This window comes from Hoyosella sp. YIM 151337 (assembly GCF_026041215.1).
Classification (GTDB): Bacteria; Actinomycetota; Actinomycetes; order Mycobacteriales; family Mycobacteriaceae; genus Hoyosella.
The window spans coordinates 307,885-321,315 of record NZ_JAPEIQ010000026.1 but is presented as its reverse complement, the minus strand read 5'-3'; the positions used below and the strand labels follow the sequence as shown (position 1 = coordinate 321,315).

Sequence of the window (13,431 nt, the reverse complement as noted above, 5' to 3'; positions counted from 1 at the left end):
AGGTGCACCGCGCGATTTACCAGTTGAGCCGGGGCACGATCGGGCTCCGGCGCCCGCGTCCGGACCGGTGGGGGATGATGTGCCTCACCACCACCGGTCGCCGTACCGGCACCGAGCGCCATGTGATTCTCGCCTACTTCGAAGACGGGCGGAATATCATCACAATGGCAATGAACGGATGGGCGGAGGGGGAGCCCGCGTGGTGGCTCAACGTGAAGACGAATCCAGATGCCATCGTCCACGTGCCTGGACGGCGCTGTGCTGTGCGAGCCCGCGCGGCGGCGGGCGAAGAGCGGGAACGGCTCTGGTCTAAGTGGCGGGAGGTCGGTGACGATGTTGACGCGTACGCGAAACTTCGGCCGACAGAGACGACAGTCGTTGTCCTGGAACCGCGCCCGGAATGAATTGCTGTGAGCAGTAGAGCGGCCCCACTATGCTCGTGACGGACCGGAAACGCCGACGCTAAGGCAGGGGGCTGACGTGGAGCTGCCATTCGACTCGCTGTACAGGCATGGATTCGCACGTGTCGCGGTGGCTGTTCCGCACCTTCGCGTGGCGGATCCCGATTACAACGCTGCGGAGACGCTGACTCTCGCTCGCGATGCCGCACGCGAGGGCGCGGTGCTGACGGTTTTCCCCGAACTTGGCCTGTCGAGCTACAGCGCTGACGATCTCTTCCACCAGGATGCTTTGCAAGCCGGTGTTGACGCGGCGTTGCAGCGGATCGTGGCAGCGAGCCGCGACATCGATACGGTGCTGATCGTGGGTGCGCCACTGCGGATTTCGCAGCGGTTGTTCAACTGTGCAGTGGTCATCGACCGCGGCAGGATTGCCGGGGCCGTCCCGAAAAGCTATTTGCCCAACTACCGCGAGTATTACGAGAAACGTCAGTTCGCGGCCGCGCGCGAAGCGCTGGAGAAAACGGTGACGATTGCTGGGCAGCCCGTGCCGTTCGGCAGCGACCTTCTGTTCGAGGCCCCGAATCTCGCCGGCTTCACCTTCGCAATCGAGGTGTGTGAAGATGCGTGGGTTCCCCTGCCGCCCGCGGGTTTCGCAGCGCTGGCGGGTGCGACAGTGCTCGTCAACCTTTCCGCGAGCAACGTGGTGATCGGCAAAGCCGACTACCGCAGGGAACTATGCGCGTCGCATTCCGCCCGCTACATTTCCGCCTATTTGTATTCCGCTGCGGGCCACGGCGAGTCGACGACAGACTTAGCCTGGGATGGGCAATCGTTGATCTACGAAAACGGAACGAAACTCGCCGAAGGGGCGCGATTCGCGGATAGCGGCCGTATGGTCACAGCGGATGTCGACCTGAATCGGCTTGCGGCGGACCGCATGCGAATGACGAGCTTCGGTGACAACGTCGCGGACCTGCACGACCGCGTGGAACGATTCCGCAGGATTCAGCTCGAACTTCCTGTCCCGCCGGATCCGGTGCCACTGCGCCGCGTCGTGGAGCGCTTTCCCTACGTGCCTGCTGACCCGGCGACGCGCAACGAGCGGTGCGAGGAAGTGCATCACATCCAGGTGGAGGGACTTTCGACCCGGCTCAAAGCCGCCGGGCTGGAGAAAGTCGTCATCGGCGTCTCGGGCGGACTGGATTCCACGCAAGCGCTCATTGTGTGCGCTAAGGCTATGGACCGCCTCGGCTTGCCCCGCTCGAACATTCTCGCGTACACGATGCCCGGCTTCGCGACGAGTGACCGCACGCTGCACGATGCCCGGCGGCTAATGGAGTCCATCGGCGTGACAGCGCACGAAATCGATATCCGGCCATCCGCTACACAGATGCTCCGGGATCTCGGCCACCCTGCCGCAGACGGGGCGAAGCAGTACGACGTCACATACGAGAACGTCCAGGCAGGGGAGCGGACGTCACATTTGTTCCGGCTCGCGAACATGCACGGCGCGATCGTTATCGGCACGGGCGATCTCAGTGAACTCGCGCTGGGCTGGTGCACCTACGGGGTGGGCGACCACATGTCGCACTACAGTGTCAACGCATCCGTTCCCAAAACGCTGATTAGATACCTCATCGCGTGGGAAGTAGAGACGAGCCAGCTCGGCGCGGCGCCGAACGAAGCACTTACCTCGATCCTCGACACGGAAATCTCACCGGAACTGGTTCCGAGCGATGCGGGATCGTCAGTGCCCGGCCAGAGTTCGGAAGCCACGATAGGCCCGTACGAATTGCAGGACTTCCATCTGTACTACACGCTGCGGTTCGGTTATCTGCCCAGCCGGATCGCCTACCTCGCGCAGCACGCGTGGGGTGACGTATCCGCGGGGCGCTGGCCGGACCTGATTCCGGAGAACAAACGCAACGCTTACGATCTCGCGGACATCAAGTCGTGGCTGGCGGTGTTCTTGCGGCGGTTCTTCCAGACGAGTCAGTTCAAACGCTCAGCGATTCCGAACGCGCCGAAAGTTGGTTCGGGAGGCTCACTCTCGCCGCGCGGCGATTGGCGGGCCCCGAGTGACTCGGTGGCTCGCGTGTGGCTCGATGAACTGGAGCGCAACGTTCCCGGGTGACATGGCGCCCACTAAGGTTCGCCTCATAACATGGCCGCGTGACCAAAACACGTGCACTTGTCATCAGCGGAGCCGGCGCGCTCATTATTGTCATCGCAGTCGTTGTCGCGGGGCCGTGGGTGTATGACCGTTTTGTTGTTGGCGATCAGCCGGAGGAACTCAGTTTGCCCGTGACCGATACAGATGCCAGCGGCGCGCGCGTGTCGCTCGACGGTGACTGGAGCGTGGCGGGCGAATCTATCGCTGGTTACCGGGTCGACGAGGTCCTGTGGGGGAGGGACGTCACGGTTGTGGGCCGCACCGGCGAGGTCGCTGGTTCCGCCTCGGTGTCTGGCGGCGTCCTCTCCGACGTAGCTGTGACGGTGGATATGGCCTCAGTTACGACCGACGATGAACGGCGCGACAACCAGTACCGCAATCGCATCATGGATACCGCGACGTATCCGGACTCGGCGTTCGTCCAAACCGTACCCGTCGAGATGCCCGCGGCTGAAAACAGCTTCACTGTGCCAGTTACTGGTGAACTCACGGTGCGGGGGGTCACGCGCACTGTCACCGTTGATCTGGATGTACAGCGGAATGGGGAGGCGGTGAACGTAGCCGGCGCTCTTCCGGTGGTTTTCTCTGACTTCAGCATTCCGGAGCCCAGTATCGCCGGAATTTCGGTGGATGACAACGGCGTGATCGAGTTCCTTCTCGAGCTGCAACCGGCCTAGCACGAGCTGTGAGGGGTTGGGCCCGGATCCGCTGCGCAGCGACGCTGGTGCGCACCAGATCCGGGCCCAGTCTCGGTTAGGCGGCGAGCTTCTGGGTGGTTTCCACGACCCGCACTGCCAGGTGTTCAAGAGCGGCTTCCGTGTCGCTATTGAGGTCATTGGTGTTGTCCGGGCCTGTTACATGGCTCGCGCCGTACGGGTTGCCGTCACCGAATTTGGTCTCATCGGTGTACCCGGGAGGAACGATTATCCCGCCGAAGTGCATCAGTGACGTGTACAGGTTGATCAGCGTGGTTTCCTGCCCGCCGTGCGTGGTTTTCGCCGACGTGAACCCGGCATACACCTTGTCCGCGAGCTTGCCATCGGCCCACAAGCCACCGAGCTGGTCGATGAAGGCCTGGAACTGGGACGCCGTCGCACCGAACCTGGTCGGAGATCCGAAGATCACCGCGTCGGCCCACACGATGTCATCGCCGGATGCCTCTGGCTGATCCTTCGTGGCCTCGTAGTTCTTTCTCCATGCCGGGTTTTCGGCGAAAACAGAAGGGTCAACGGTTTCCGCGATATGGCGGACCCGGACTTCAGCGCCTGCGTTCTCGGCTGCCTTGGCGACTCGGTGCGCCATCGTCGTCCCGTGTCCCGTTGCAGAGTAGTAGATTACAGCGACTTTCACGGGCTTCCTCCAAATCCTCGAGCACTTAGCGGTGTTCGTTCATGCGGTCAGGTCAACCGGTAAGGTTGACGCATGGTTCGGCCTTCGCTTGACAAGCATCACCCCGATGTCTTCACGTCGTACCTCAACACGGCGCGTACGGTGCGGAGTGCCGCTCGTGCCGCGGGGCTCGATCGGCGTCTCTTGGAATTGGTTAACCTGCGGGCGTCACAAATAAACGCCTGTGCGTATTGTCTTGATGTGCATGCCAAAGCGGCGCTTGACAACGGTGAAACCTACCGGCGGATAACGCTGCTCCCCGCATGGCGAGAGTCGAATCTGTTCGACGCACGCGAGAAAGCCGCCCTTGCGCTCACCGAGGCCGTCACGGTGATCACCGACGAGCGGGGACGTGACGAGGCCTTCGCCCGTGCCGCTGAGCACTTCACGAAAGATCAGATCTCCGCCCTGAACTGGACCGCGATCACGATCAACGCTTTCAATCGTGTGTCCGTACTCAGTCAGCACAAAGTGCGGCGCGAGGACTAGCGCTCACACCACCTCACGCACTCTCGGAACGATGTCCTCAGCGAAACCCCGCAGGGTTGCCTCATCGCCGGGGCCGCCGAAAATGAAGGTGTCCATGCGCTGGTCGGCAGCGAGGCCAGCGAGCAGGTCAATCCACTCGTCATGATCGAACTCCCCCCACACGTTGTATATCCGGCGGATCGTGGAGGGGTCCCTGCCCGCGCTGACGGCCGCGTCGTCGATCCTGCCGTGCATTTCGGGGAGCTTGTCAGGCGGAACGAAGCTCATCGACGGTACCCACCCGTCTGCGTGCGAACCGAGTAGCCGGAGCGCGCGCGGCCCGGTGACACCGAGCCAGATACCGATGTCGTGGGCTGGCGCAGGGCCAGGGTGTATCCCTCTCAGGCGGTAGATGTCTCCGTCGTACGAGACGGAGCGTTCGTCTGACCACATCAGGCGCAGGATGTCGATCGACTCCCGCAGCGCCTGGAGCGCCTTACCCGGAGAGCGGCGTTCGGCTCCCATCCCTTCGATAGCGTCCCAGAATGCGCCAGCGCCGAGGCCGAGTTCGACACGGCCACCTGTCAGGACGTCGAGCGATGCTGCGCTTTTCGCCAGAATCGCCGGTGGCCGGAGTGGCAGGCTCGCGACGTCAGGGAAAAACCGGATGCGCTGTGTGTGCGCGGCGAGATAACTGATCAGTGTCCACGTATCCAGAAAGCGGCGCTGATAAGGATGGTCCTGAATGCCGATGAGGTCGAAGCCGAGTTCGTCGAGCAGTTTCGCTGTCGAGAGCAGTGCGCGCGGATCATCCGCATCAGGAGCGAGGAAGTACCCAAACTGAACGTCCACGTTCACAACCTAGCCGCTGACCCTGTGACGGTGCAGTGGTTTGCCCTTTCACACAACTATGGGTGGCGCCGGATCGCACCGGCGCCACCACAGCCCCAGCAGCGGGTCAGTTGAGCGAGAAGGACGAGAGTGAACCGAAATCCAGCAGTTCCTCAGGGATGACGAGCGGTGGAGCGGGGATACCAATCGAATCTCCGCCGGTGTTCAGGTAGCGGTAGCTCGGTTCGAGCATGCGGATCTTCTGGACATACGGTTGTGTTTCCGTGGTGTACTTTCCGCCCGAAGGCATTCCGCCGGCACGCGTTACCGCACCAAGCCCGGCGTGGTATCCGGCGATCGCGAGATCGAGTGGGTGACCGCGTAGCCGCCCGGCATTCACACCCGCAGTGGTCTCCGCCAGCAGGTGACACATAAAACGACCCTGCGAGGTCACGGCGTCCGGAATGCTGAATGGGTCGGCTTTACCGTCGCCGTCTGCATCGACACCCCAGATCGCCCACGTGCTGGGAATAAACTGAGCTGGCCCCTGCGCATTGGACCGGCTAACGGCATTCTTCCGGAAGTCGCTTTCTGCATGAATCTGCGCGGCAAGAAGCGACGCGGTGATTCCGGAACATTGTTGTGCGGATTTCTGGAGCCACGGCACATATTCCGTGGGCGCAGTGTTGGCCGACGCTGGCGCAGTAAGCGCGAGCGCCGTCCCGAGCGCGACAATGAGGGAACCGATTACGGTCAGCATTCTTTTCATGGCAAGCAAAAGCATGACACGGTGAATGCGGTTTCGAATCGGTTTTGCGACGATTAGATAACAGAAGTTCTCCAGCGGTGTGTCTGGGTTGAGTGTCGCATGAGCGCTGCGCTAACGGGAATCGGGGCGAAAGTGGCCTCGAAAGACGTTGCCCGGGCGCCACCTTCGAAGCACCCGGGCACGCAAATTTGCAGCCGTGAAATTACATGACAAAACCGCATGTAAATGGGGAATTGCCAGAGGTAGTGGACGGTTAAACTGCCAGTGTTTCGACCACTTGCCACCGCACCGCAGTAACTCCCGGCTCCAGACTCAGCCGACTCACTGCGTTCTCAAGAAGCGCATCATTCCGGCCCTGCAAAACCAACAGCGCTTCCACTTGAACTCGTGCCGGTTTACCGGGGTCCTCGCGCGGAATATCTGCGCTATCGAGCGAACGGAGAGTGAATCCGCTGCCGGCGAGGGCCTGCAGCAGGAGGGCCCGAACGTGTGCCTCCTGTTCGTCCCGGCATGTCACGCGCAATTCGTAGGCAGTCTGCACTTCCGACGATTCGGAGGCGGGCTGACTCTCAATCCTGCGGGCAATGGGACGCAGCACCACGTTGGCCGCAACCACGACAACCGCGCCCATCAGGGCGCCTATGTACACCCCACTGCCGGCCAACACACCGATTGCTGCGGCACACCAGATCGTCGCCGCGGTGTTGATGCCGCGCACATTGATGCCGTCGCGAATGATGACCCCGGCGCCGAGGAAGCCGATACCGGAAACCACCTGCGCGGCAATACGTGTAGGGCTGATTTCCTCCGCCGTGTTCACCGCGAGCAGCACGAAAAGTGCTGAGCCAGACGCCACCAGCGCATTCGTGCGCAATCCCGCGCCGCGGGCGCGCCATTGGCGTTCAACGCCGATGAGCGCGCCGAGTCCAGTGGCACACAGCAGGCGCAGCCCGAACTCCCACCATTCCAGCATCTACGCCACCCCCAGCAGCACCGTGGCCAGCCCGAAATAGATCGCGAGGCCGGTGAAGTCCTTAATCGTCGTGATAAAAGGGTCAGCCCCGGGTGCGTGATCGAGACCCAGTTTCACCATCAGCCACGGTAGGGCGAACCCAAGGAACGTGGCTAGAGACACGGAGGTGAACAATGCGAGACCAACAGCCAAACCGAGCATCGGGATGCCGTTCGGCTCGCCCTGCCAGAGGTACGCGATTGTGCCGCCCAATGACCCAATGATCACCGCCATCGTCGCGCCTACCGCCATCTCTCGCGCCAGTTGGCGCTTGAATGTCTCCGGCGTGATGTGTCCGAGCGCGAGTGCCCGCGCGAAGATCGTCGTCGACTGGGTGCCGACGTTGCCGCCCATATCCATGATCAGCGGAACGAAGATTGCCACCGCAACAACGGCTGTCAGCACATCCTCAAACTGCTCAATGAGTCCGCCGACCATCAGTCCGCCAGCAAGCGTGATCATCAGAAAGAGGATCCGCACCCGTACGGGGTACAGGATGCTGCCCGTTACTAGCTTCTCGCTGCGCAGCACCTCCTTGGCATGCGCGGGGTCGCCGATGCCGGCTTTCCGGTACATCGTCTCCGACGCGTCGTCCTCGAGTGCATCCATCGCGTCGTCGTACGTGATCGCGCCGACCATGCGCCGCTCACTGTCAATCACCGCAAGCGCGCCGAGGTCGCGGCGCTGCAGCATGCGTGCCGCTTTCGCGGCGTCATCGGTGGTCATCACTGCGACAGCAGGAAGGCGCGCCAAGTCGCCGGCCCGAGCCCCAGGGTCTGCGCGGACGAGTTCAGCCACTGTCACCAGTCCGGCGTAGCGGAGTGCGTCATCCACAATGAACACCGTGGTGACATCCTCAGGTCCGAGATCGGTCTGCCGCACCCGCTGCAGCGTCTCGGCAGCGGTCATTGTCACGTGTGCGGCGAGGTAGCGCGGATTCGCCATACGGCCTGCGCTGACCGGGGGATAGGCCAGCATCGTCGCGACCCGATCACGGTCTTCAGCAGGCATCGTGGCGAGCAGCTTCTTGGCTATCTTGGCGGGTGCCTCGTCGATGAGCCGAACCTGGTCGTCGACGTCAAGCTGGCTGAGCACATTCGCGGCATGGGGGTGCGCGAGAGCCTCGAGCAGCCGAACCTGCTCGTCGTCGGTCACCATTTCGAATACTTCTATCGCGGTGTCCTTGCCCAGCAGCCGGTACGCGAGTGCGCGCTCGGCGGGCGGCATTTCGCGCAGGACGTCGATCACGAGCTCTGGGGTGAGCTGCGCGAGATCATTCTTGACGCGCTCGAAGTTGCGGTTCTGAATGCGAAACAGCATTGCGGTGTACATGGGGTACTCCTCAAGGGATGAGGGCACGCGCCACCGCCACGGGTCAGAGCGGGCAACCGCCTAGAGCTGACTCGAGGTGTGGGCATGCCAGTGTGGAACTGGATAAGTCGCCTAAGTCAGACGGCATTTCGCCCATCACCTCCTTTCGATGCGCAGCTCACGCGCTGGTCGTGGGCAACAAAAAACGCCCCGCGGGGAACCCGGGAGGCGTGGACACACGACGCAGCGTCACTGCGCTCATCACCCAACGTGGAGCTTCAGCACTGCGCGCCTAGGGCTTGTCAGCCCGGTTTGCGTTAAGCCAAGCCTTGATTCGGCAGGGCCAGTTAACCCATTAGTGTCTCTCGACCGGTCTGGGTAGCAAACTCGTACGCACGCAGGAGCCTCGCCTAACGGGAACCTATGTGCATTTGTGCGGTCGCAACAGTAGCGTGCTGTCAGGTGAGAGTCAATGCCATCCCAGGGTGGGTGCTGGTGCTGCTCGGCGCGAGCCTGTGGGGAACGTCGGGCACGTCGCAGGCGTTTCTGCCCGCTGCTGTCGAGCCCGAGCAGACTGCGACGGTGCGGCTCGTCATCGGCGGGGCGCTACTCGGGCTTTTTGTGCTCACCGTCGGGCAGCGCCAACACGTGCACGCGCCGCGCTCGCTCGGCCGCATGATGGTCGGTGTTCTCATCGCGATGTCGGCGCTGGCGATCGTCGGGTTCCAGGTGTTTTTCTTTTCTGGCGTACGTGCGACTGGCGTCGCTGTCGGGACACTCGTCGCTATCGGGTCGGGGCCAATTTTCACCGGTGTGCTCGGCTTGTTTCTGCGGGAACGTATTACGGCACGCTGGCTCACCGCAACCGGCATGGTGCTGACTGGACTCGTGCTGCTGCTTGCACCGTGGAGTGGGGACCCGGTGGACTGGGGTGGCGTTGGATTGGCGCTCGGCGCTGGTTTGTCCTTCGCCACGTACACGGTGCTCGCCCGCCGCCTGCTTGTGGCTGGGGTCCGCGGCGAGACGATCGTCGCGTCGCTTTTCGTCATCGCCGCGCTCGTGCTCGTGGCGACACAACTCGGCGCGGACTACTCGTGGGTGTTCACGAGTGAGGCAATCTACGCGGTGCTGTGGCTCGGTGTGGCTGCCACCGCGATTCCGTACATTTTGTGGATCAAGGGTCTCGAACGGGTGACGGCAGCGTCCGCGGCGACCGTTACGCTTGCCGAGCCGCTGGTGGCTGCATTGCTGGCGGTGACCCTGCTGGGGGAACCTCTGACGGCAGTTGGCGTTCTCGGGGTTGCCACCGTCATTTTCGGCATGGTGTGGATTGCCCGCGCGCCGCGCGCAGACTCGTCAAAGTAACAGGGTGCAGGAAATTCGGACACGGCACCGGCCGTAGGCTGCAATTGTGCTCGTTTCCCTTTTGCGAACGTATCTGGTGCCGCACCGGAGGGTGCTCGCGGGAATCGTTGTTCTGCAGTTCATCGGCGCGTTCGCAGCATTGTTCCTGCCGCGGCTTAACGCCGACATCATCGACTTTGGTGTCACTCGAGGTGACGTTCCGTACATCCTGAGGGTCGGCGCGGTGATGCTCGCGGTCGCGGCTGTGCAGATAGTCTGCCTCGTCGGTGCGGTTTACCTTTCCGCGCGCACCGCCACCTCCGTCGGTGCCGCCGTGCGCAGCGATGTGTTCCGGCGCGTGAATGGCTTCTCCGCTCGCGAAATGGGCCTTTTCGGGGCGCCCTCGCTCATCACACGCAACACCAATGACGTCCTCCAGGTCCAGACGCTCATCATGATGGTGCTGACGATGCTCGTGCTGGCGCCGGTGATGTGCATCGGGGGCATCATCATGGCCGTCCGCGAAGAGGTGCGACTGGCGTGGCTGATCGCCGTGAGTGTGCCCGCACTGGCACTCACGATGGGGCTGATCATCGCGAAGATGATTCCGGCCTATCAGTCGATGCAGTCCAGGATCGACGCCGTCAACCGGGTACTCAGGGAGCAGATAACGGGCGTCCGTGTCGTTCGCGCCTTCGTGCGCGAACAGTGGGAGACAGCGCGTTTTGCTCGTGCCAACCGGGAACTGACCGATACGGCACTGCATGTTGGCCGACTGCTGGCTGTCGCGTTCCCCGCCGTGATGCTCATCCTGAACGTGACGTTCGTCGGAGTGATCTGGTTCGGCGGGATCGAAATAAGCGCGGACCGGATGCAGGTCGGTTCCCTCACCGCGATGATCAACTATTTGATGCTGATCCTCATGTCGATCATGTTCGTGACCTTCATGGCATCACAGGTGCCCCGCGCGGCGGTCTGTGCGGAACGGATCTCGGAAGTTCTCGCGACCACCTCGTCGATCACCCGCCCAGCAGACCCGATACGTGTGATGCCGACTCCGGGCCGAGTTGAGTTCCGTGACACGGCGTTCTGCTATCCGGGGGCGGAAAAGCCCGTCATCGAGGGCATATCGTTCACGGTGTCACCGGGCACAACAACCGCGATCATCGGTGGCACCGGGGCTGGCAAGTCGACCGTGCTGCAGCTGATACCGAGGCTCATCGACGCGACCAGTGGCGCCGTACTCGTAGGCGGGGCTGATGTGCGCGACCTCGAACCGTCCGTACTGCGCGCCGCGATGGGGTACATACCGCAGCGCGCGTACCTCTTCTCCGGCACGATCGCGTCCAACCTGCGATACGGCAAACCCGATGCGACCGAAGAAGAACTGTGGGAAGCCCTGACGATCGCGCAGGCGGCGGACTTCGTCCGCGCGATGCCGGACGGGCTGGAGAGCCGCGTGGCGCAAGGCGGTACCACCGTCTCCGGCGGTCAGCGTCAGCGGCTCGCGATAGCCCGCGCGCTCGTCCGAAAGCCGGACATCTACCTCTTCGACGACTCGTTCTCCGCACTTGATGTCGCCACCGACGCCCGGCTGCGCGCGGCGCTCGCTCCGCACACCACGGATGCGGCCGTCCTCATCGTCGGACAGCGAATCGCCACGATCAAGGATGCCGACCAGATCCTCGTCCTCGAAGGCGGACGAATGGTGGGTGCGGGCACACACGACGAACTGCTCAGAACCTGCGCGGAGTACCGGGAAACCGTCGAGTCACAGATGGTGACGCGATGACCAGACCGATGGGCCCCGCCACCACACCCGGGAATCCGAACGATCGGGCGAGCCGCTTCGGCCCGGCCGTGCGCCGGCTGTTTCGCCGTCTGCTGCCGCGGCGGTGGGCTTTGCTCGCGGTTCTCACCTGCACAGTGACGTCAGTCGTCCTGAACGCGATCGGACCGCGAATTCTCGGCTGGGGGACCGACATCATCTTCAACGGGGTCATCGGCCGGCAACTCCCCGCCGGTGTCACCCGCGACGAAGCGGTCGCCCAGTTGCGAGCGGAAGGCCGGGACACATTCGCAGACATGGTGTCGGGAATGAACCTGATACCGGGCGCGGGTGTGGATTTCGGTGCGCTCGCCCGGGTGCTGTATCTGGCGCTCGCGATCTATCTCGGCGCGTCCCTGTGCGCCTGGGTGTCGGGATACATCCTCAACATCGTCGTGCAGGGCGTTGTCCGTCAGTTGCGCGCAGACGTGGAACACAAGGTGCACCGGCTGCCGCTGAAGTACTTCGACAGTCACCAGCGCGGTGACGTGCTCAGCCGCGTCACCAATGACATCGACAACCTGTCGCAGAGCCTTCAGCAGACGATCAGCCAAATGCTCAACGCGCTGCTCACCGTTATTGCGGTCCTCGCAATGATGGTGTGGATATCGCCGCTGCTGGCGGTGATCGCGCTGCTCACTGTGCCTGCTGCAATGGTGGTCACCGCGTTCATCATGCGCCGGGCGCAGCCGCACTACGCGGGGCAATGGCGCCACACTGGCGCGCTGAATGGCCACGTAGAAGAGTCACATACCGGGCACGAACTCGTGCTCGCGTACGGGCGTGAGGACGACGCGCAGCGGGTTTTCACCGAGCGAAACGAGAAACTGCAGGCTGCTTCGTTCAAAGCTCAGTTCCTGTCCGGTCTGGTAATGCCGGTTATCCAATTCCTCGGCAATATCAACTACGTGCTCGTCGCGGTCATCGGCGGTATGCGCGTGGCCAGCGGCACAATGAGCCTCGGCGAGGTGCAGGCGTTCATCCAGTACTCCCGGCAGTTCACTCAGCCGCTGTCACAGCTCGCGTCGATGGTCAGTGTGCTGCAGTCCGGGGTAGCCTCCGCCGAGCGGGTATTTGAGCTTCTTGACGCACCAGAAGAAACAGCGGAACCGCAGGTCCCGGAAGTGGTTGCCGACCCGCGCGGCCGCGTCCAGTTCCAGCACGTCTCCTTCCGTTACCATCCGGAGCAGCCGCTCATCGAGGATTTGTCTCTTGCTGTTGAGCCGGGGCAGATGGTCGCTATCGTCGGGCCCACAGGAGCGGGCAAAACAACTCTGGTGAATGTGCTGATGCGGTTCTACGAGATCGATTCCGGCGCGATTCTGGTCGACGGCATCGACACGCGGCGAATGACCCGAGCTGAGCTGCGTTCACGCATCGGGATGGTGCTGCAAGACACGTGGCTGCTCGGCGCATCGATCAAAGACAACATCCGGTACGGAGCTGAACATGCTGGCGATAGCGAGATAGTCGCGGCGGCGAAGGACAGTTACGTCGACCGATTCGCCCGTACATTGCCTGACGGGTATGACACGGTTCTCGACGAAGAGTCCGGCAGCGTCAGCGTGGGGGAGCAGCAGCTCATTACCATCGCGCGCGCGTTCGCGGCGGAACCGCAGATCCTCATCCTCGATGAGGCGACGTCCTCGGTGGACACACGCACGGAGTTGTTAATTCAGAAGGCGATGGCTCGGTTGCGCGCAGACCGCACGGCGTTCGTCATAGCGCACCGCCTCTCCACGATCCGTGACGCTGATGTCATTCTTGTGATGGAAGACGGCCGGATTGTCGAGCAGGGCTCGCATGACGAGCTGATCGCCTCACGGGGCGCTTACCACCGGCTGTACATGAGCCAGTTCGCCGGGGCAGCGGCACCTCAGGTCTAGTCCGTCCCCCTCCATACTG

The 13,431-nt window shown here is 62.8% G+C and carries 12 protein-coding genes and 1 riboswitch; of the genes, 7 read left to right on the top strand and 5 right to left on the bottom strand.

What is annotated here, in order from left to right; translation table 11 throughout:
* From ONR57_RS14015 to ONR57_RS14005, 3 genes are all read left to right on the top strand, one after another.
* Positions 1 to 404, top strand: a 404-nt coding sequence (locus ONR57_RS14015; protein WP_265124125.1) for a nitroreductase family deazaflavin-dependent oxidoreductase, incomplete at its 5' end; no start/stop codon positions are given.
* Between the two features lie 76 nt (positions 405 to 480).
* Positions 481 to 2,535, top strand: coding sequence for an NAD(+) synthase (locus ONR57_RS14010; protein WP_265124124.1), 2,055 nt, complete (start codon positions 481 to 483; stop codon positions 2,533 to 2,535).
* A gap of 38 nt (positions 2,536 to 2,573) precedes the next feature.
* The gene (locus tag ONR57_RS14005) at positions 2,574 to 3,251 is read left to right on the top strand and encodes a YceI family protein (RefSeq protein WP_265124123.1); all 678 of its coding nucleotides are present in this window, start codon (positions 2,574 to 2,576) and stop codon (positions 3,249 to 3,251) included.
* 76 nt (positions 3,252 to 3,327) lie between these two features.
* On the opposite strand, the gene wrbA is transcribed toward ONR57_RS14005, so the two are convergent.
* Positions 3,328 to 3,924, bottom strand: a complete 597-nt coding sequence (gene wrbA, locus ONR57_RS14000; RefSeq protein WP_265124122.1) for an NAD(P)H:quinone oxidoreductase — start codon at positions 3,922 to 3,924, stop codon at positions 3,328 to 3,330.
* A gap of 72 nt (positions 3,925 to 3,996) precedes the next feature.
* Between wrbA and ONR57_RS13995 the strand changes: the two genes are divergently transcribed.
* The gene (locus ONR57_RS13995) at positions 3,997 to 4,452 is read left to right on the top strand and encodes a carboxymuconolactone decarboxylase family protein (protein ID WP_265124121.1); all 456 of its coding nucleotides are present in this window, start codon (positions 3,997 to 3,999) and stop codon (positions 4,450 to 4,452) included.
* A 3-nt stretch (positions 4,453 to 4,455) separates the two neighbouring features.
* On the opposite strand, the gene ONR57_RS13990 is transcribed toward ONR57_RS13995, so the two are convergent.
* From ONR57_RS13990 to mgtE, 4 genes are all read right to left on the bottom strand, one after another.
* Positions 4,456 to 5,283 carry an LLM class flavin-dependent oxidoreductase gene (locus tag ONR57_RS13990; RefSeq protein ID WP_265124120.1) on the bottom strand — a complete coding sequence of 276 codons (828 nt, stop codon included), beginning with the start codon at positions 5,281 to 5,283 and terminating at the stop codon, positions 4,456 to 4,458.
* A 106-nt stretch (positions 5,284 to 5,389) separates the two neighbouring features.
* On the bottom strand, positions 5,390 to 6,031 hold the full coding sequence (locus ONR57_RS13985; RefSeq protein ID WP_265124119.1) for a lytic transglycosylase domain-containing protein: 642 nt from the start codon (positions 6,029 to 6,031) through the stop codon (positions 5,390 to 5,392).
* 253 nt (positions 6,032 to 6,284) lie between these two features.
* On the bottom strand, positions 6,285 to 7,001 hold the full coding sequence (locus tag ONR57_RS13980) for an MgtC/SapB family protein (RefSeq protein ID WP_374116445.1): 717 nt from the start codon (positions 6,999 to 7,001) through the stop codon (positions 6,285 to 6,287).
* 3 nt (positions 7,002 to 7,004) lie between these two features.
* Complete coding sequence (gene mgtE / locus ONR57_RS13975; protein ID WP_265124117.1) at positions 7,005 to 8,375, bottom strand: magnesium transporter; 1,371 nt, start codon at positions 8,373 to 8,375, stop codon at positions 7,005 to 7,007.
* A 235-nt stretch (positions 8,376 to 8,610) separates the two neighbouring features.
* Positions 8,611 to 8,779, bottom strand: a riboswitch (M-box (ykoK) riboswitch).
* A 37-nt stretch (positions 8,780 to 8,816) separates the two neighbouring features.
* Between mgtE and ONR57_RS13970 the strand changes: the two genes are divergently transcribed.
* Genes ONR57_RS13970 through ONR57_RS13960 form a run of 3 tightly spaced genes read left to right on the top strand, consistent with a single transcriptional unit; the run spans position 8,817 to position 13,412 of the window.
* Positions 8,817 to 9,719, top strand: coding sequence for a DMT family transporter (locus ONR57_RS13970; protein WP_265124116.1), 903 nt, complete (start codon positions 8,817 to 8,819; stop codon positions 9,717 to 9,719).
* A gap of 46 nt (positions 9,720 to 9,765) precedes the next feature.
* Positions 9,766 to 11,490: an ABC transporter ATP-binding protein gene (locus ONR57_RS13965; RefSeq protein ID WP_265124115.1), complete on the top strand. Its 1,725-nt coding sequence runs from the start codon at positions 9,766 to 9,768 to the stop codon at positions 11,488 to 11,490.
* Entirely contained in the window at positions 11,487 to 13,412 is a 1,926-nt protein-coding gene (locus ONR57_RS13960; RefSeq protein ID WP_265124114.1) for an ABC transporter ATP-binding protein, read from the top strand. The genes ONR57_RS13965 and ONR57_RS13960 overlap by 4 nt, the downstream gene beginning before the upstream one ends.
* Positions 13,413 to 13,431 lie beyond the last annotated feature (19 nt).